This is a genomic window from Treponema porcinum, from assembly GCF_900167145.1.
GTDB lineage: Bacteria > Spirochaetota > Spirochaetia > Treponematales > Treponemataceae > Treponema_D > Treponema_D porcinum.
Window position 1 is genome coordinate 33,613 of record NZ_FUWG01000016.1, and the last position, 18,689, is coordinate 52,301.

Genomic DNA, 18,689 nt, shown 5'->3' on the forward strand with positions numbered 1-18,689 from the left:
ATACAGATATGAATTATATCAGAAAAATCAGTTTTTATCTTTTTTTTATAAGTCTTTTTGCTTTTACGGAACAATTTTATGCAGAAACATACCTTCTCGGCGGAAAAAAAGGCTGGTCTGACGTAAACGTACGTAATGGAATTACAACAGGAACAGGACGATACGGAAACGAAAGTCTTGTGCTTGATACGACTTCCAGAAAGAAAAATCCTTACACCGACCTTCTGCTCGATTTTGAAAACGGCGGCTTTTCCGACACGACAGGAAATTATACAATAGTAGAAAACACCCTGTTTTCATCAAAAAAAGCCGTTATGGGAAAAGGTGCAGCGCTTAGCCGCGGAAAATCCGGCGGTCTTGTACTTTCCGGTACACCGGGAAGCTTTTTCAGCACGGAAGGGCCGGCAGGTTCGTTTATGATAGATTTTTGGCTCTGCCCCTCAATCGTTGAAAACGGCGAAATTATTTTCAGCTGGCGCTCTTCGCGCAACATCGCAGGAAAAATCGTATATCAACTCATAACAGCCTCGTTCTACCAGGACAAGATTATGTGCGTCTTTTCAAACATTTTTGACGGCTACACGGAAGATTCCGGAGACGTTTACCTTATCGGCTCGCGAAAACTTATCCCTGAAAAATGGTCGCACCATTCAATCTGCTTTACGGAAGACGATGGAATGCTTCTTTACAAAGTTGACGGCGAGGTAGAAGACATACAGTTTATGACGGAAACAGGACACGAAGGCTCTTCAATTTTTCCGGCATACATAGGAACTTCGGCGTATGTTTCAATCTGCCCTAAATATACAGGACTCATAGACGATTTTTCCGTAACAAGAAGCTACGTAAACATTGATGCAGAAGTCGACGCCGAAATCGCAGAAGCGCTTAATCCAAAACGATACGGTTCTTCCGGCGGACATTTTGAGTCAGTTCCCATTCTTACAAAGCCCGGAACGATTATGAACTCCTTGAAAGCAGAAACGGACATTCCGCCGCAGACAGAAATTCATTTTTACATCCGCGGCGGCGACAACTACTTTAACTGGACGCAAGACTACCCGGAGTGGATTCCCGTAAAAAACGGAGAAAAAATCACCGGGCTTACAGGACTGTATTTTCAGGTGGCGGCGGATCTGTTCCCCGACGGAACAGGGAGCGTAACGCCTTCCGTTTCGGAAATTCAGCTTGACTACACCGTACTCCCTGAGCCACAGCCGCCGTACAAGGTCAGCGCACAGAAGGGCGACGGCTCAGTTACGCTTTCCTGGAGCTATTCTACGGACGATACGGCAGGCGGCTACTACATTTATTACGGTACGCGCCCCGGCGAATACCTTGGAAGATACGCCGCAGAAGGTAATTCGCCTATTGACGTAGGGAATACTACTTCGTATACAATAACAGGACTTAAAAACGGAACAATTTATTATTTTGCAATTGCCGCCTGGTCTAAGGTGGACAGCAGGATTCGCGGACCGCTTTCAAAAGAAGTGTATGCGCGTCCGGGAGTAAAATAGATTTATGAAGAGAACTGTCAGCGATTTTACACAGGAGAAGAAAAATGGAAGATAAGGAACTTGTTGTTTCCCGCGCACGGAATGCCGTCATTTCACGAGATTTTGAGATGGCAGCACGGCTGTACAATTCACTGCTGAGGGAAGAACCGGCGAACGAAAAATATCTTGAGGCACTCGGAAACATCTACATCAAGACAGGAAACGACGAAAAAGCAATTCCTTATTTTGAGTCTATTCTTGAAAAATCTCCGCGCAATTTTAATGCACTGAACAGCATAGGCGGAATTTACCGCCGCCTTAAAATCTACGATGAAGCAATTATCGTGCTGAAAAAAGCGCTTGAAATCGACAAAAATAATCCGGAAATCAACTACAATCTTGGATTTACCTATAAATCAATGGGAAAGACAGACGAAGCAATCGAAAGTTTTGAAACAGTCATCGACTACAATCCGTCTGACGTACTTGCGTACAATCATCTTGCTTCAATCTATGCAGAAAAGCATAACTACACAAAAGCAATTGCCACATACAAAAAAGGACTTCAAATTGACCCGAACCATCCGATTTTGCAATACAACCTTGCAAAAGCGTATCAGGCAATCCACGACGATGCAGGTGCAGTAGCCGCATTCGAAACGGCGCTCCGGGCAAAACCGGGCTGGACTGACGCCGTAAAAGACTACTCCGAAGTACTGCTTTCTCACCGAAAAACGCGCGCCGCCGCAGACCTTGTCCGCAATGCAATCGAACTTCATCCGAAAAACGCAGAACTGTACACCCTTCAGGGAAAAATCTATCTCCGCCAGTACTACTTCGACGGCGCAATACAGGCTCTGGAAAACGCAGACAAACTTTCCCCAAAGAACAGCACCGTCCTTTCGCTTCTTGCCGAAGCATACTGCCGGCGCGGTAAAAAAGCGGATGCCGTAAATACAATCCTTGAAGCAGAAAGCGCTGACAATTTTCCGAATGCGTCCGTTCAGAAAAAAACAATCTCAATCCTGCTTACCGCCGGAAAATACGAACAGGCACTTTCCTGCCTTAAAAAAGTTTCCGCAGAAAACAAAAACGACGCAGAACTCCTTGACCTTGCCGGTCAGTATTACATCACCCAGAAAAAAGACGACAGCGTAAATCTGTGCTGTGAAAAAATAAAAAAATCAGCCCCGGACTACGAACTTTACCTTCTGCACTGGGCAAAAAGATACAACGAAGCCGGCGACAACGAAAAAAGCCGCTCTATGTATATGAAATATCTTGAGTCAAACAACAAGGATGCATGCGCCTGGGTAGACCTTGCCTGTCTTGACGAAGAAATGGGAAATAACGCAGAGGCAGAGGACGAATATTCTACAGCACTTGCCTTTGACCCGGCAAATTACGCCGCAAAACTCCTTCTTAAAAAACTTTGCGAAAAACGCCGGGAACAGCAGGAACTTCAGGAAGAAGAGCCGAATGACTTTGACCTTGGCAACTACATCGAACAGTCGGAACAGGAAAACGACGAACTTGCCGAAACACTGCTGAACGACACGCCGGAAATGGAGGACGTAAACATTCTTGAATTCGACGATTCTGTAACGCCGGAAGAAAAACCGGAAGAGGAGTCGGAAGAAGAAAATACAGAAGAACAGGAAGAAGCTGAAGAGCCGGCAGAACAGCTTGTTGACAACGACATTCCGGTTGAAAGTATGCTTGACTATCCGGACGATGCGCTTTCCCTTACCGACGAACTTGTGGACGAAAAAGACGACACGAACGAAGAACCGGCTGACGATGAAGAAACGGAAACCAAGGAAAAGGAACAGCCGGAGCAGGAAAAACAGGAAGAAGAACCGCAATATCCTGTTTTTGAAAATACAGCGCAAAGACCGCCGGAACAGTCACAAGAGCCGCTTCCGTTTATGCAGGAAGACAAAGACACAGAGGACACAGACTCGGAAGATAAAATCTTGGAAAACAAAACTGATTTTCCGGCAGATGATATTTTCTCCGGCGATGACGCCACTTTGGAAGAAACGCCTGTCGTGCAGGACAGCGCAGATTACGACGAACCGGCAGAAATCCCGGAAGAAGAGCGCATTCCGGAAAAAACTTCTTCACCTTACGAAATGCCTGAACCTGTAAAAACGCAGGAGCCGCCGAAGCAAAATCCGGCAGAAGCTTTCGAGAACAGCAGGATTGCGGCAGAAGCAGCCGTAAACGCAGCAAAAGCGGTACAAGCAGCAACAAGCATCGCAAGTACGATTTCATCGGCGGAAGAATACATAAAAACAGTTGCGGACAAAGCAGCAAGAACGGCGGCGGAAAAAGCAGCAGAAGAAGCGGCAGTTCGTACAGAAGAAACAGCCGGTGCAGCAGCAGAAAAACTCACCAAAATCGCCGACGACATTCAGGAACGGGCCGCTTCGCTTCAAAATCATATAGATTCGCTCAAGCAAAACCAAATCGACTCTGTAGCAGAAGAACTTGAACAGAAATTCGAAAATTCCGTAAAGCCAGAATTCGAACCGGATGAAGACCCGGCTGTAGAAAAATACAACAGCCTTATGCAGCAGGTAGGAAACATCCTTCCTGTCATAAGCAGAATGCTTGAAAATAAGGAACTTGCGCAGAAATTCAACAAGGAAGTGCTTTTGTTCAAGCAGCTTCGCGAAATGGGCGACAGCCTTCCCGACGAAAACAAACGCCAGTTCCTTTTAAGCAAGACGCGGCTTCTTCTGGACTTCTTAATTGCGCGCCTTTCCGGAAAACCAGGACTTCTGAAAACGTCAAAATCCCTGCGCAAAACCGGAATAATTGATGACCTAATAGAAGAAACGAAAGAAGAAGACGACATTCCTGTAACGGAACTGACAGAAAAAGTCCTTGTAAAAATGCAGGAACTTGCAAAAAACCTTCCTGACCAGACAATGGCACAGGGACTTCTGAACCTTTCTGACGAAGTAATTGAAAAACTGTAGCCGCAAACGGTAAACGTAAAATTCAATGCAGCTGCCGCAAAAGCACGCTGCATTTTATTTGCAATAAAAAATGCGTTGTGCTATAACCTTGTTATGATTCAGCCGCGCACAGACACAGTTTCAATAACAGAAGGACCTATCTGGAAAGGACTCCTTGCATTTTTCTTCCCGATTTTGCTCGGAACATTTTTCCAGCAGCTTTACAATACAGTTGATGCCGTCGTCGTAGGAAATTTCATAGGAAAAGAAGCGCTTGCGGCTGCAGGCGGCGGAACGGCAATCTACATAAACCTTCTCGTAGGATTTTTCACAGGACTTTCCGCAGGCTCAACGATTATAATATCGCAGTTTTTCGGAGCAGGGAGAAAACGCGAACTTGCAGCAGCCGTACGGACGGCAATATGGATTTCCGTAGTGCTCGGAATTTTTATGACGGCGGCAGGACTTATTCTTTCACGACCGGCACTTCTTGTCATTGAAACGCCTCAGCCAGTTTTTGACGATTCGCTTTTATACCTGAGAATTTACTTCATCGGAATTCTGCCTATGTTCATCTATAATATGGGAGCAGGAGTCCTTCGCGCAGCAGGGGATTCAAAAAGTCCGTTCACAGTACTTGTAGCCGGCTGTTTCATAAACATCGTCCTTGACCTGCTATTCGTTCCCGTACTCAAACTTGGAATTGCCGGCGCAGCCTGGGCAACAGTCATCTCGCAGACATTCTGTATGGCAGTCATCATAAAAAAACTGCACAGGAACAGCAGCTTTGATTTTCGCATAACAAACATAAAACCGGAAACAAACCTTCTGAATAAAATGATGAGGCTTGGACTTCCCACAGGAATTCAGTCATCGCTCTACACAATCTCAAACCTTATAATTCAGTCGAACGTCAATTCATTTGGAACGGATATGATTGCGGCAGTTGCGGCATACGGACGGATTGATGCGTTTTTCTGGATGACGATAAGCTCTTTTGGAACGGCAATAACGACGTTTGCAGGGCAGAATTACGGCGCTCATCTTATTTCACGCATAAAAAAGGGAACGGCAGAAGGACTTTTGATGATGGGCGCAATATCAGTTTTTTACACCGTACTGTTTTATTCTACAGGAAAATACATTTTCAGGCTGTTCACGGCTGACGCGGCAGTCATCGAAGAAGGTATGAACATCCTGCGCTTTCTTTCGCCGTTCTTCATAGTCTATATGCCGATTGAAGTACTTTCGGGAACGATTCACGGTGCAGGCGATACGTTCAGACCGATGATTATTACGATGCTGGGAGTATGCGTCCTGCGCATAGTATGGCTTTTTGCAGCAGTACCCCTTCACCGCACAATAAACACAGTTCTTGCCTGCTACCCGGTTACATGGATTGCAACATCAATCGCCTTTTTCATATACTACGCAAGCAACGCCTGGCTTAAGGAAACGGACGCCATAAAATAAGAAAAATATCTTTTTCATTTTACATCATCATTTCTAAAAAAACGATTAGGAATATCAAAGTAAATGCCCCCCTACAAAAAAAATTACAGGGTAATCAAAAGCATTACAAAAAATATACAGATTACCGCAAGCGCAGCTAGTATCGACATTAACGAACTTAATACGAACTGGAATAATTTTTGATGCTTTATGTTTTCATTAACGGCTATGACTGTTTTTAAAAGTTCAATTTCTTCTTTCATTGAAAGTTTTTTTTCTTCCTGCATAGACTTCTGCATAGACTCGATCATACAGGATTTGAGGCTGTCTTCATCAGTTTTTTTTATCAGTTCGTTTCTGTTTGAAAGTATGCACACTGTAAACAGGACGGCATAAATTATTAAGTATAAGCCCAAGGCACTGATTAAACCTACAAGTATGATACGAAAATTATTCATATAAAATCGCTGACCTTATCGCTTATGCACCTTTATTCGTTTTTCGTAGAACCAGGTTCCTGCAAGCAGGATTATTCCGCCTACAATCATAATGAAGCACAGTACCTGACCGGTAGAAAAATTCAGGAGCGAAGTATTTGTATAAATCGGTGCGCCGGAATCTTTTGCAATCCTGTAGCCGATGTCTGCGTCCGGTTCGCGGAAATATTCTATAAAAAAGCGGAACAATCCGTAGCCGCTCATATAAATTCCGCTGAGCATTCCGTCCCATTTCTTATGGTTCCGCAGTAAGTAGATTATGAGCCAAAGTAGTATTCCTTCAAAAAATGCTTCGTACAGTTGGCTCGGGTGGCGCGGAAGGTTTATGAGTGCTGCGTTTTCCGAAACCGTCATTCCGGCTTTCTGCGCAAACTCGCGTACCCAACCGAGTGACAGTGAAAAGCGTTCTGCATCAGGAAATACGACTCCCCACGGTTTTGTCGTAATTCTTCCATATAATTCACCGTTCATAAAGTTCCCTATTCTACCGAACGTATAGCCCAGTGGAATTGCAGTTACCATTGCATCAACCCATTTGAAAAGCGGCTGTTTTCTTTTCCAGCACCAGAAAATCATTCCGATTAGTCCACCTATAAATCCTCCGTGATATGACATCCCGGAAAGTCCTGTAAATCTTCCCCTGCTGTCGAACGGCCAGAAAATGAGCCACGGTTTCTGCCTGTATAAGCCGCTTGTATCATATACAAGGGCAGAAAAAACGCGTGCTCCTATGAGCAGAAAAATTATTCCGGTTGTTATGAAACTGAAAAGGTCATCTTCAGTAGCGGTGTACGTTTTTGTATTTAGCATTCCTTCCTTTGAAATTTTTTTCAGAATGAAAAACGCCGTTCCGAATGCAAATATGTACATAAGTCCGTACCAACGCAGAAGTCCCAGAACAGGAACTCCTGGAAAAATTTCCGGATGAATCCAGGAAGGGTATTGTATAAATAACGGTAATGTCATTTTATTTCTCCAAAAAAAGTCAATGAGGAAATTCGCAACGCGAACTTGTGAATCACCATACCTCGCAGCTTACGGCGAAGTATGGTGATTACACTCTCCTGACAAAGCTGTATTTTGCGTTACAGCGGAAATCCCATTTTTGCTGCCTTTACAAGTTTTGACTTAAGCAGAAGGTTTTCTTTCCGGAGCTGAGTAAGCTCGTATGACTGCGTTTTTATCATTTCTATAAGTTCTCCGTTTGAAAGCTGGCCGCTTCCTACAAGGTCATCAATTCCCGACAGCTTGAGTGCGTAGTCTTCATTTGCTTCTTCTTCAGCCTGCGAGAATGATGCGGCAGAGTCAATTTCGTTTGTAAATTCTGCATCAAATTCACGCGGTTCTGCAGCAATTACTTTTTCTGCGATGCGCTGGATTGCCTGCGAAAGAACGCAGTGCGGCTTGTATACGGTAACAGGCAGACGTGAAGAAAGCGCCTTGTCCTGAAGCTGGTCACGGTACATAAGTCCAAGATATTCAAGCTCTATGCCAAGATACTGTGCACAGGAATTCCGTATGCGTTGTGCACGGTCAGCATCCTTAGGGTCGTCAATCATATTCATTACAAGCCGAGGCCGGAACTGCTTCATCCGTGACAGGAACAGTTCCGTTGACTGCGGATCTACCTGCCGCAGGGCTTCTGCAAGCCGCGGAATGTAGAGAGTTTTCATTTTGTCTGAATCTTTTTTAAGGCTGTCAAGAAGTGCCCTTCCCGGAGTTCCTTTTTTGAACGTCGTATACATAAGGCGGAAGGCGCAGTTTTTGATGAAAAGGTAGCCGTCCAACGTAGCTGTAACCGTAGGTGAAGTTACAAGAATTCCCTGCGGAGACTGAAGGAACATATCAAGGATAATCTGGTGCGTTCCTGCTCCAAGGTCAAGGATAAGAAAATCTGCGTCAATGTTGTGGAAATTACGCACAAGTTTTGCTTTTTGTGCCGCCTTCAGCGAAGTAAGTCCCGGAATCTGACTGTCTCCTGCAATGAAACTGACATTTTCATATTCAGTAGGTTCTATAATGCTTTGAAAAGATGTTTTTTCCGTAAGGTAAGTTCCGATGCTGCTGTTCTTTACGTTATGCCCGATTGCCAGATGAAGGTTCGAGGCACCCAGGTCAAGGTCTGCAAGGACGACTTTTTTACCTGCCTGACCGAGTGTTATTGCGAGATTTGCAGAAAGAAGGCTTTTGCCTACGCCGCCTTTACCGCTTGCGATAGGAATTATTTGCATACAAAAAGTATATCATACTTGAATGTGTTTCAAAAGTGCAAAAATGCCCGGCGGCGGTAAAAACACCAATCCGCCGTGCATATATTGAAAATTTTGCCTCTATAACTTAAAATATGTATATGAAAAAACTATCGTTTAAGCAGACTGTGCATTTTTTTTCAAGAGCCGCTGTATTTTTTGCCGTATCTGTTTTTGCTTCGCAGTGCTTTGCCCAGTCATCCGTTTCTGATGAAAAAGTTTCCAATTTTTATTATCTGAAAAAACTGAATTCGGTTTTTGATTTAGTCCAGCAGTATTATGTTGATGAAGTTGACCCTAAAGTGCTGTATGAAGGCGCAATGAAAGGTCTGATGAACGCTTTTAATGATCCGTACACTTCCTATCTTGATGCCGATACTATCCGCGATTTGTCTGACACAACTAAAGGCAAGTTCGGCGGAGTTGGACTTTCGATTTCAAAAGCCGTTGAGTCTACTCCTGAAAAACCTGCGTATGTCGAGGTTGTTTCTCCTATAGAAGATTCTCCCGGCGAGCGTGCTGGAATTCTTGCCGGCGACTATCTGATTGAAATTGCCGGAAAACCGACGCCGGAAATGACGATGCAGGAAGTTCTTAATGAACTTCGCGGTGAAGAGGGAACGCCGGTTACCGTTACCGTTCTTCGCGGAAAGAACATCTCTTTTTCGGTAGAACTTGTCCGCGAAATGATAGAAGTTCCTACCGTAAAATATGGCATGATACAGAACACCGGCTACCTGAGAATTATTCAATTTACTCCGGAAACGCCTGCCCGCGTTCAGGAAGCGATTGATTTTTTCAAAAAAAGCAGTTATGCAAATATGATAATTGATCTGCGCGACAATCCTGGCGGACTGATTACAAGCGTCGTTGAAATTGCGGACAAATTCATTGACGAAGGTCCGATTGTGTCTACAAAGAGCCGCATTGCCTTTGAAAATTCCGTGTTCAATGCAAAAAAAGAAAACACTGTCGTCCGCGACATTCCGATTGTCGTACTTATAAACCGCGGTTCTGCAAGTGCGTCAGAAATTCTTTCCGGTGCGCTCAAGGACAATCACCTTGCCTATCTTGTAGGAAAACGGACTTACGGAAAAGGTTCTGTACAGCAGGTGATTCCGCTTACGGAAACCGAAGAAATCAAGCTGACGATGGCGCGCTATTATACGCCGAGCGATACTAATATAGATAAAATCGGAATTCCGCCGGATCTTGAAGCCGGTTATCCTGATTTTACAGAAGATGACGAAAAAGCGTATCTTGAACTTATCAAGTCTAATGCGGTGGAAGAATACGTTGAGGCACATCCGGGAATGGGAGAGCCGGAAATTGCAGCCTGTGCAGCAGAACTTAAAAAGACATATAATCTTGACGAACGCCTTTTGCGCCGTCTTATAAGGATTAAGGCAGTGCGAACGCAGTCAAACCGGCTTTATGATCTGGATTATGATATCCAGCTGAACAAGGCGCTTGAAGTTTTGAATACGACTGCTGATTTTAATAAACTCGTCGCTTCTACAAAAACACTGCACGAACTTCAGGAAGAAGCCGAACTGGCTGCATCCGGCGAAAAAAAGGCAGTTTCTTCAAAGTAGTATGCGTCAGTTCATTTCTTCTGCACAGCCGGATAAAGACGGACTTTTATATGTTTCCGGAAAAGAATTCCGCTATCTGCGTCAGGTTCTCCGGCTGAAATGCGGCGATATGCTAAGCGTCCGTCTTCCTGACGGCGAATTATGCAGTACGACGGTCTGCCGTATTGATGAAGGGAAGAAATCTGCCGTGCTTCAGGTGTGTGCAGACGGCGGCTCTTTTGAAGAAAGCCAGAATGTTACACGCGGCGTAAAAGCCTGCGAAATTGAAAATGCTTTTTCTTACGTGGACTATTATCTTTTTCAGTATATAGCAAAGCCCGTAAAGATGGAGCAGATTATCAGGCAGGCAGTTGAATGCGGCGTAAAATATATTGTTCCGGTAACCGGCGCTTTTTCACAAAAGGCGTGCATTGCGGCAATGAAGGGCACAAAAACCGAACGTTTTGAACGGATTATACGCGAAGCCCGGCAGCAGAGTGGCTCTCCTGTGGAAACGACTGTCCTTGCGCCCGTTACTACGGAACAGGCAGCTGCGTTTTGGGAAGAACAGTGCGCCGGTGAAAAAGACACCGCCGCCGTCATTCTTTGGGAACGGAGCGAAAATACAGTGCCGCTGAAAACGGTTCTTGAAGGGAAGAAGATTCGGAAAGCGGCGGTGGCTGTCGGTTGTGAGGGCGGAATAAGCGCCGGTGAAGTACAGGTTTTGCAGAAGGGCGGATTTGTTCCTGTTCATTTTGCAACGAATATACTGAGGTGCGAAACGGCGGCACTCTACGGAATTGCCGCAGTTCAGTCAATGATTTTAGAGCTTGTGGAAAAATCAACAGCATCGCCGCAAACAGCAAGGTATGCTGATTTTTAAATGGGAGAATGGTATGAGTGTACAGAGAATTTCTTTAATAGGTGTGCCGGTAGATGTTGTTCCGCCGGAAGATTTAGAAATGACTGTCCTTGAGTTACTGGCCCGTCCGGGAACTAAGCAGATTGTCTTTCTTTCCGTGTGGGATTTGCTTCGTGCGCGCCATAAGGGGGAATTTCAAAACTGCGTGCGCAATGCAGATTTAGTCATTCCTGTATCAAAAAGCATTCTCAGCGGTGCATCATTCCTGAAAAAAAGCGTTCCTGTAAGGTATAATCCGTTCGATGCCGTAATACACACTATGTCTGTTCTTGATGCGCATTTTAAGTCGCTTTATCTTCTTGGTTCAAGAAGCCAGGCTCTGCATTCTGCCGCCAGAAACGTAGCAGCAACATTCCCGAACCTGCGCATTGTGGGTAAATATGCCGGATATTACCAGAAGTCTGTTGAGGGCGATGTCATCAAGGCAATTTACAAGGCGTGTCCATCACTTGTTCTTGTAAGCGACGGAATAAAGGACAAAGTCTGCTGGGCTTACAAACGGCGCAATCAGTTTTCTTCTAGTATTTTCATCTATTATAAAGAAGTGATGGGGATTTTTTCCAAACGGGTAAAGCGCATTGATGAAAAAACGTTTGAACGCGGCCATGAAATCTACCACGAAATAATACGCAATCCTCTGAAAATATTTTTGATTTTTCCATATATATGGTATATACTTGTATTGGTCTGGTACAGGCTTTTAAAAAAGTGATTATTTCATAGTTAAAGAATAACTCATTGAATATCCGAACCCCAATAGTGCAAGAGAGAGTATGCTTGTGTCTGGTAATGAGTCTTCAAGAGTTCTGCTGGTTTCAAACAGAAACGACATATTTCATTTTTGCCGGAATGCACTAGAAGGATTATATTCCGTTGATTTTTTTTCGTTCAGAAAGCAGCAGCCTGCATTACTGTTGAGTTTTGCGGCGACGGTAGGAACGCATTTTATTGTTGATTCATCACTGTTTTTTTCAGAGAAAGATGCCGCGCGCTTTATTGCCGCGATTTCTGGTGTGGAACTGAACGCACTTTTTTTATGTCCGTATGAAGTGAAAAAAAATGTCGTTGAGTTTCTGCGGCATACAAAGGCATCTCTTGTTCACATTCCCTGCGAGAAAGATTTTTTCAGAGGCATAATGAAACGCAAATTTTATTTTGCTGATGACGGCGCGGCTTTTCACGGCGAAAACGAAAGTTTTTTAAAACTTCATAAATTCATAGGACATTCAAGTGCAATTCAAAAAGTAAAGTCGGAGGTGGCGGCCGCCGCAGGTTCTGACTGTTCTGTACTTTTTGAAGGGGAAACCGGTACGGGAAAGTCATTTCTGGCGCGTATTCTCCACGAAGTTTCAAACCGCGCCGCAAAGCAGTTCGTACAGGTAAATTCTGCGGATTTGAAAGAAACGCTTGCAGTAAGTAATTTATACGGAACGATAAACGGCGCATTTACAGGTGCGGTTTCCCGTCCGGGGCATTTTTCCGTAGCAAACGGCGGTGCTATTTTTTTTGACGAAATAGGAACGATGCATATTTCCGTTCAGGAAAGTCTTTTGACAGTTCTTGATTCAGGAGTATTTTATAAAGTCGGTTCTGTAGTCGAACAGAAGGTAGACGTCCGTTTTCTTTCTGCAACAAATGCAGACCTCAAGGAAATGCTTTTCCGCGGAGATTTCCGCCGGGATTTATACAACAGGATTTCTGACTGCGTTATCCGCATTCCTGCATTGCGGGAACGCCCGGAGGACGTTCTTGAAATTCTGGAACATTATCTGCATGCATATAATTGCCGCGACATAACTTTTTCTACAGGCGCAGTAGATTTTCTTTTGAATTTTTACTGGCCCGGAAATACACGCGACGTTATCCGCTGCTCAAAATATCTTGTAAGCCGATATGCCGGTAAAAAAGTCTGCGCAGAAGACATTGCTTCTTGGACGGAAAAACACTGCTTTGTGTAAAATCTGCTGAATAATCGCTTCAAGTGTTAATCAGCACTTCCCTAGTTCTTTTTTGATACCATTCCAGCTGCTTTTGAAAATATTTTTTCTATATATTGAGCCTCGCTTTCAGAAAGAGCGGCGCGCGACAGAAGGCTTCTCCAGAAAGATTCCATATCGTTTCTTCCCGTAATGCTGAAAAATCCTATTTTCTGAAGATTGTCTGCAATTGCTTCTACCGTCTTGTCTATTCTGGAAAGCGGAAGAGGAGTGTAACCGGTAAGATAGTCGTTTTTCTTTCTGAACAGATGATAGCAGATTATCTGCACTGCGTGCGAAAGGTTCAGCGAGGCAAAATCTTCGCTTGAAGGAATTGTTACGCCTTCAGTGCATTGCGCAAGCTGTTCGTCAGTAAGCCCAGTCCGTTCGTTCCCGAATACTACTGCTACGTTTGCGCCGTCGCCGTCCTTTGCACCAGAAACGATGTCTGCCGTCTGCGCAAATTCTTCAGGAAGGTATAATTTTCCTTTCCTTTTTTTTCCGCGCCGCCGAGTCGTTCCTGCCGCAACTGCACAGTCTTTTGTGGCATCCTTTATGGAATTAAAAAATTCTGCGCTGTCATAAATTGATGATGCGTGAATTGCAAGTATATGTACTTTTTCAGTATCGTAATCTTCTTTTTTTCCTACAATGCGCAGATGCGTTATTCCGTTGTTTGCCATTGCCCTGCACGCCGCGCCGATATTCCTGCATTCGTCCGGATGGTCAAGGACTATGTAAATTCTTTCTAAATTCATACAGGATGAAGTATAACAAAACGGTGTAAAATGTAAATAAAGCGTAATATAAAGTTTCATTTTCATAGAAATGAGATTTGACTAACTCATAAAATAATAGTAAACTTCGTATGAATTATTTTATAAAGATATGAAAGTATCATCGGAGTAAAAAATGATTTCAAACGCTAATAACAATAATATTATTGCCGGGTTTGATGACGAAAGGGATGACAGCCTTAAGATTATTTTGGAAAAAGCAGAGTCTATCAATAAGGGAATTTTTATTTATCTAAACGGATATATTGACACTTATAATTCTAATTTCTTTCAGAAAAAAGTATCAAAAATTGTAGAAGCCGGTTTTATAAATCTTGTGTTTAACTGTTCTTCCTTAAGTTACGTTTCTTCTACGGGAATCGGCGCGTTTACCGCTTTTCTGAAAATGCTCAAGCCAAAGGGCGGAGATGTTGTTCTTCTTGAAATCCAGCCGAAAGTCTACGAAGTTTTCCAGCTCCTCGGATTTTCGCAGTTCTTCAACATTAAAGATTCTTCTGAAGACGCAATTAGTTTCTTTGCGAACGGTTCAGGACCTGTAGAAAGCATATTCCCTAAGATATTTACATGCCCTGTATGCAACAAGCGGCTCAGGGCAATCCGTTCCGGAAGGTTCAGATGTTCTGAATGCAAGTCGATTATTGCGATTGACGAAAAAGCTCAGGTTTCACTGGGATAGCAGATTTTATGCGTAAAAAAACTGTCCGTGGCGGACAGTTTTTTTTATGCCCGGTAACTTTTTTGAGGGAAAAACAGCGCGTGAGAAACATTTTTTTGTTTCACATTTGTACGCAGAATAACTGCACGAAATCCACTGTCTTAAGGCGTTTTTACACAAGTTATCCACACTGTACACAAGTTATCCACATTTTTATACACTTTATTCGTGCGTCTGCCGCCCTTCTGCTCCCCTTCTCTGTTTGTTGTGCAGACAGTCAAAATTCAGTATTATGTACTCATTATGGTAATTTCTTCTATTGATTTAAAAGACGGACACGTTGTTCAGCTTAAAAACGGCAGGGAACTTGTACTCCAGCGTGATGACGCGGACAGCCTTATTCGTAAATTTGATACATACGGCGAGGTAGCCGTCATAGATTTGGACGCAGCCCTCGGAAACACTAATCCTAAGGGCGATACTGTAAATACTCCGCTATTAAAAAGCCTTTTGCGGCGCGGAAATGTACGCACCGGCGGCGGAGTGCGCTCTGTAAAAAGGGCGAAGGAACTAATTTCGCTCGGCGCAGAAAAAGTAATCATCGGGTCAAGCGCCTGGAAAAAAGACATAAAGCCGGGCGAACCTGTTATGAACACCGAATTTCTTGAGGAACTTGTAAAGGCAATCGGCAGGCAGAGGATTATTATTTCGGTGGATGCGATAAACGGAAAAATCGCTGTAAAAGGGTGGACGGAAACGATAGACGTACCTTTGGTGGAAGGCGCACGTCAGGCAGAAAAATACTGTTCGGAACTTTTGTTTACCTGCGTTGAAAAAGAAGGCTGTATGCAGGGAACGAATATGGAGATGGCGGAAGAACTGCGAAAGGCAGTAAAATGCCGAGTTGTCGTTGCAGGAGGCATTTCCTCTGAAGACGAAATCGAACAGCTTGAAAAAAAAGGCTGCGACGTTCAGCTTGGAATGGCGCTTTATACCGGCAAAGTTTCGCTTAAAAATTCGTTTATCCGCTGCCTGAACTGGCAGAAAACCACCATGATTCCGGTAATTGCGCAGAGCGTAAGCGGTCAAGTCCTTATGATGGGTTATGCGAACCGCGAGGCGTTTGAAAAAACGTTTGACAGCGGAAAACTTACATTTTTCAGCCGCACCCGCAATGTCCTTTGGACAAAGGGCGAAACGAGCGGACATTATTTAGAGGTGATAAAACTGCGTGCCGACTGCGATCGTGACACCGTTCTTGCAACTGTCATTCCGCACGGCGGCGTATGCCATACCGGAAGCTGGACTTGTTTTGGAAGCGACCCGGACGAAAAAAGTTCTATGGAGCGCCTGTACGCAACAATCGCCGAACGTTTTGCAAATCCAAAGCCCGGTTCCTACACGGCAACACTGGACGCAAAACGCGTGCGCGAAAAAGTTGAGGAAGAAGCAGAAGAACTCTGCGAGGCAGACGGAAAGGATGAAGTCATCTGGGAAGCGGCAGACTTACTGTATTTTGTAAGCGTCCTTATGTACAAAGAGGGCGTTTCCTGGAAAGATGTGTATGACGAACTTGACAGGCGTCATAAGGAAAAATAAAGCGGAAAGTTCCGCAGGTTGTATATGATACAAATAGTAAAATCAAGTGAACTTGAAAAAGACTGGTTCAGCGGACGCACTTTTACCGGTACGAATGAAGTTGTCCAGTCAGTTATAGAAGATGTCATTCAGAACGGTGACAAGGCTCTCCATCTGTACGGCGAAAAATTCGACGTTTCTTCTCCGAAAGATTTTTTAATTCCGGAAAGCGAACTTAAAGCGGCGGCTGAAAACCTTAAAAAACACAGTCCCGACGTTTACGATGCCATCTGCTATTCACACGAGCTTGCCTATAAATTTGCATTGAAGCAGAAAGACTCTTTTGATGATTTTGAAGTAGAGCTGACGCCCGGAATGTTTACAGGGCAGAAGACTATTCCTGTAGAAAAAGCCGGCGTGTATGTTCCGGCAGGGCGGTTTCCGCTCGTTTCTACTGTAGTTATGACGGTAACTCCGGCAGTTGCAGCCGGCGTAAAGGAAATTGTTTTGTGTACTCCGCCGCGCGTTCACCCGGAAGATAAGGCAGCCGCCGAAAAAGCAGGCACGGGAATTCCAGGAAAGCCTTTTACCGGCGGAAAACCGTATGCGGATGAAGGAATTATGGCTGCCGCGTATATCTGCGGCGTGAAAAAATGCTATGCCTGCGGCGGTTCTCAGGCAGTTGCCGCAATGGCATACGGAACAGAAAGCATACCGGCAGTTGACGTTATCGTAGGACCGGGAAATAAATTCGTTGCCGCCGCAAAAAAAATGGTATTCGGAAAAGTCGGAATTGATATGGTTGCTGGTCCGACAGAAGTTTTCATTATTGCCGACAGTTCTGCCGACCCTGCCTGGGTAGCGGCGGATTTGCTTGCACAGGCGGAACACGACGTTGTTGCCCAGCCGGTTATGGCAACGGACGACGAATTGTTTGCAAGAAAAGTAAGCGATGAAATTGAAAAACAGCTTGTCCTTCTTTCTACAGCACAGACGGCACGTGCCAGCATAGATTCCTGCGGAAAAATCATAGTATGCAATTCCCTTAAAGAAGCCGCCGAAATTGCAAATAAAAAAGCGCCGGAACACCTTGAACTTGCAATGAAGGAAGGTTCTGAACGCGATGACATTCAGAATATCGTATGCAATTACGGTTCGCTTTTTATCGGACATTACGCAGCAGAAGTATTCGGAGATTATGCAGCCGGACTGAACCACACGCTTCCTACGTCAGGCGCTGCCAGATATACAGGAGGACTGAGCGTGCGCATGTTCCTTAAAACCGTAACAACGCTGCGGGCTCAGAACGGCAGTGAAGGAATGAAAAAAAGTGCCGCCGCTGCCGGCTTCCTTGGCGATGCAGAAGGCCTTGCCGCACACGCAAACGCCGCGCGGATAAGACTGTAAGGATATATAAAAAAAACTTGCCAAAATAATCTGCTGGAATTAAAATAAACCACAGTTTATTTTCTGCTTTGTTCTGCTTTATTATATTGAATAAATTAAGTCTGCTATACGGCGGACAGAAAAGGAGTATTTTACTATGAAAAAGATTAGTTTTATCTTTGTATTAATGACATTATTTTTGGGACTTTTTAATTCATGTGAACTTGATGATGATGATTTTATTGGTCCAAAAAATAAATGGTGCTACAAAGAATTTCAGTATACAGATGAAGAAGAAAAAACTTCGTCCGTAGACTGTTATTTCTTGTATTCAGACGGTACTTATTCTCCTGCATCAACTCTTGTTGATAATACTAATTTTGATTTTACGGTAGAAGGACTTACTGTTGTTGCTATTCCCAGACTTGCTTCTCCTTTGTATTCAAAATTAGGCGGTAATAAATATTATGTTGTAAAAACTTTTAGAGCTGGAAAAAAATATACTGATGAAGGAGTCGAAACTGATTCTGGAAAATTCTCTATGCATTCTACCCTTTGGACTGCAATTTGCGTTTTGAATCCAAGTTTAGTTTCAACTGCATCAAAAGATGTTCCGCAACATCTGAAAGTCAATTCAGGATACACACCGTTGACTAATTTTAAAGAGACAGATTTTTCATGGAAAAAAATTACAGCACAATTTCTTGTTGACAAGCTTCTTTCAGAATAATCCCGCTGGTCTTTTTTGCCGGGGCTGTTGTTACACAGCCCCATATTTTTTACAAAAACAGTTTTACCTATCCCATCAAAAAAAGCTAATTAGATTTCAAAGTATATTTTCAGCAAGCTGCCTTTTTGCATTCAGGGGAGTTTTTGCTTTTGTTACCTGCACTGAATGTCCGGTTTCCGTTTTTAGCCAGAAATTTGTCATTCCGCGCAAACGACCACAGTCCTTTCCTATATCATTTAGGGCGAAACCGAGAAATCGATTTAATCAGAGATTTCTCCATTCAGCCACCCCTCCAGTTGACAGTGCATTTTTCAAAACCCGAAATCAGGACTGTCATACAGTCCTGCTGGCCAAATAAAAACTGCTTTTCGATGCGTTTTTTGTATTTTCCGCATCTTCTTTCTGCAA

General features: G+C 44.0%; 15 protein-coding genes. 11 read left to right on the forward strand and 4 right to left on the reverse strand.

What is annotated here, in order from left to right; all coding sequences use genetic code 11:
• The first annotated feature begins 8 nt into the window (after positions 1 to 8).
• From B5D55_RS10180 to B5D55_RS10190, 3 genes are all read left to right on the forward strand, one after another.
• A complete protein-coding gene (locus B5D55_RS10180) occupies positions 9 to 1,520 on the forward strand; it encodes a fibronectin type III domain-containing protein (protein WP_078933906.1) in 1,512 nt (503 codons plus the stop codon).
• 44 nt (positions 1,521 to 1,564) lie between these two features.
• The gene (locus B5D55_RS10185) at positions 1,565 to 4,486 is read left to right on the forward strand and encodes a tetratricopeptide repeat protein (RefSeq protein ID WP_078933907.1); all 2,922 of its coding nucleotides are present in this window, start codon (positions 1,565 to 1,567) and stop codon (positions 4,484 to 4,486) included.
• Positions 4,487 to 4,579: 93 nt separating this feature from the next.
• Positions 4,580 to 5,938 carry an MATE family efflux transporter gene (locus B5D55_RS10190; RefSeq protein ID WP_078933908.1) on the forward strand — a complete coding sequence of 453 codons (1,359 nt, stop codon included), beginning with the start codon at positions 4,580 to 4,582 and terminating at the stop codon, positions 5,936 to 5,938.
• Between the two features lie 83 nt (positions 5,939 to 6,021).
• Here B5D55_RS10190 and B5D55_RS10195 read toward each other — a convergent pair whose 3' ends face one another.
• The 3 genes from B5D55_RS10195 to B5D55_RS10205 all read right to left on the reverse strand — a co-directional run bounded on the left by B5D55_RS10195 (position 6,022) and on the right by B5D55_RS10205 (position 8,645).
• Entirely contained in the window at positions 6,022 to 6,228 is a 207-nt protein-coding gene (locus tag B5D55_RS10195) for a hypothetical protein (protein ID WP_159446211.1), read from the reverse strand.
• Positions 6,229 to 6,390: 162 nt separating this feature from the next.
• On the reverse strand, positions 6,391 to 7,380 hold the full coding sequence (gene lgt, locus B5D55_RS10200) for a prolipoprotein diacylglyceryl transferase (RefSeq protein WP_078933910.1): 990 nt from the start codon (positions 7,378 to 7,380) through the stop codon (positions 6,391 to 6,393).
• A gap of 119 nt (positions 7,381 to 7,499) precedes the next feature.
• Positions 7,500 to 8,645 carry a P-loop NTPase gene (locus tag B5D55_RS10205; RefSeq protein ID WP_078933911.1) on the reverse strand — a complete coding sequence of 382 codons (1,146 nt, stop codon included), beginning with the start codon at positions 8,643 to 8,645 and terminating at the stop codon, positions 7,500 to 7,502.
• 119 nt (positions 8,646 to 8,764) lie between these two features.
• Here B5D55_RS10205 and B5D55_RS10210 point away from each other — a divergent pair, with 119 nt between their 5' ends.
• From B5D55_RS10210 to B5D55_RS10225, 4 genes are all read left to right on the forward strand, one after another.
• Positions 8,765 to 10,258 carry a S41 family peptidase gene (locus tag B5D55_RS10210; RefSeq protein WP_078933943.1) on the forward strand — a complete coding sequence of 498 codons (1,494 nt, stop codon included), beginning with the start codon at positions 8,765 to 8,767 and terminating at the stop codon, positions 10,256 to 10,258.
• A gap of 1 nt (position 10,259) precedes the next feature.
• Positions 10,260 to 11,120, forward strand: coding sequence for an RsmE family RNA methyltransferase (locus B5D55_RS10215; protein ID WP_078933912.1), 861 nt, complete (start codon positions 10,260 to 10,262; stop codon positions 11,118 to 11,120).
• A gap of 13 nt (positions 11,121 to 11,133) precedes the next feature.
• Positions 11,134 to 11,871: a WecB/TagA/CpsF family glycosyltransferase gene (locus B5D55_RS10220; RefSeq protein ID WP_078933913.1), complete on the forward strand. Its 738-nt coding sequence runs from the start codon at positions 11,134 to 11,136 to the stop codon at positions 11,869 to 11,871.
• A 61-nt stretch (positions 11,872 to 11,932) separates the two neighbouring features.
• Positions 11,933 to 13,117 (forward strand): sigma-54-dependent transcriptional regulator, encoded by a 1,185-nt coding sequence (locus B5D55_RS10225; protein ID WP_078933914.1) that lies wholly within the window; start codon positions 11,933 to 11,935, stop codon positions 13,115 to 13,117.
• A 41-nt stretch (positions 13,118 to 13,158) separates the two neighbouring features.
• On the opposite strand, the gene B5D55_RS10230 is transcribed toward B5D55_RS10225, so the two are convergent.
• Positions 13,159 to 13,893 (reverse strand): RNA methyltransferase, encoded by a 735-nt coding sequence (locus B5D55_RS10230; protein WP_078933944.1) that lies wholly within the window; start codon positions 13,891 to 13,893, stop codon positions 13,159 to 13,161.
• A gap of 154 nt (positions 13,894 to 14,047) precedes the next feature.
• Here B5D55_RS10230 and B5D55_RS10235 point away from each other — a divergent pair, with 154 nt between their 5' ends.
• From B5D55_RS10235 to B5D55_RS10250, 4 genes are all read left to right on the forward strand, one after another.
• A complete protein-coding gene (locus tag B5D55_RS10235; RefSeq protein ID WP_078933915.1) occupies positions 14,048 to 14,608 on the forward strand; it encodes an STAS domain-containing protein in 561 nt (186 codons plus the stop codon).
• A 282-nt stretch (positions 14,609 to 14,890) separates the two neighbouring features.
• Positions 14,891 to 16,186 carry a bifunctional phosphoribosyl-AMP cyclohydrolase/phosphoribosyl-ATP diphosphatase HisIE gene (gene hisIE / locus B5D55_RS10240; protein WP_078933916.1) on the forward strand — a complete coding sequence of 432 codons (1,296 nt, stop codon included), beginning with the start codon at positions 14,891 to 14,893 and terminating at the stop codon, positions 16,184 to 16,186.
• Between the two features lie 24 nt (positions 16,187 to 16,210).
• Positions 16,211 to 17,572: a histidinol dehydrogenase gene (gene hisD / locus B5D55_RS10245; protein ID WP_078933917.1), complete on the forward strand. Its 1,362-nt coding sequence runs from the start codon at positions 16,211 to 16,213 to the stop codon at positions 17,570 to 17,572.
• Between the two features lie 136 nt (positions 17,573 to 17,708).
• Positions 17,709 to 18,281: a hypothetical protein gene (locus B5D55_RS10250; protein ID WP_078933918.1), complete on the forward strand. Its 573-nt coding sequence runs from the start codon at positions 17,709 to 17,711 to the stop codon at positions 18,279 to 18,281.
• Positions 18,282 to 18,689: the final 408 nt, after the last annotated feature.

Coding starts and splice junctions, on each gene's coding strand:
- B5D55_RS10180 (WP_078933906.1), top strand. CDS start 9: ATGAATTATATCAGAAAAATCAGTTTTTATCTTTTTTTTATAAGTCTT.
- B5D55_RS10190 (WP_078933908.1), top strand. CDS start 4,580: ATGATTCAGCCGCGCACAGACACAGTTTCAATAACAGAAGGACCTATC.
- B5D55_RS10225 (WP_078933914.1), top strand. CDS start 11,933: ATGCTTGTGTCTGGTAATGAGTCTTCAAGAGTTCTGCTGGTTTCAAAC.
- B5D55_RS10215 (WP_078933912.1), top strand. CDS start 10,260: ATGCGTCAGTTCATTTCTTCTGCACAGCCGGATAAAGACGGACTTTTA.
- B5D55_RS10220 (WP_078933913.1), top strand. CDS start 11,134: ATGAGTGTACAGAGAATTTCTTTAATAGGTGTGCCGGTAGATGTTGTT.
- B5D55_RS10235 (WP_078933915.1), top strand. CDS start 14,048: ATGATTTCAAACGCTAATAACAATAATATTATTGCCGGGTTTGATGAC.
- B5D55_RS10195 (WP_159446211.1), bottom strand. CDS start 6,228: ATGATCGAGTCTATGCAGAAGTCTATGCAGGAAGAAAAAAAACTTTCA.
- B5D55_RS10185 (WP_078933907.1), top strand. CDS start 1,565: ATGGAAGATAAGGAACTTGTTGTTTCCCGCGCACGGAATGCCGTCATT.
- hisIE (WP_078933916.1), top strand. CDS start 14,891: ATGGTAATTTCTTCTATTGATTTAAAAGACGGACACGTTGTTCAGCTT.
- B5D55_RS10210 (WP_078933943.1), top strand. CDS start 8,765: ATGAAAAAACTATCGTTTAAGCAGACTGTGCATTTTTTTTCAAGAGCC.
- B5D55_RS10250 (WP_078933918.1), top strand. CDS start 17,709: ATGAAAAAGATTAGTTTTATCTTTGTATTAATGACATTATTTTTGGGA.
- hisD (WP_078933917.1), top strand. CDS start 16,211: ATGATACAAATAGTAAAATCAAGTGAACTTGAAAAAGACTGGTTCAGC.
- lgt (WP_078933910.1), bottom strand. CDS start 7,380: ATGACATTACCGTTATTTATACAATACCCTTCCTGGATTCATCCGGAA.
- B5D55_RS10205 (WP_078933911.1), bottom strand. CDS start 8,645: ATGCAAATAATTCCTATCGCAAGCGGTAAAGGCGGCGTAGGCAAAAGC.
- B5D55_RS10230 (WP_078933944.1), bottom strand. CDS start 13,893: ATGAATTTAGAAAGAATTTACATAGTCCTTGACCATCCGGACGAATGC.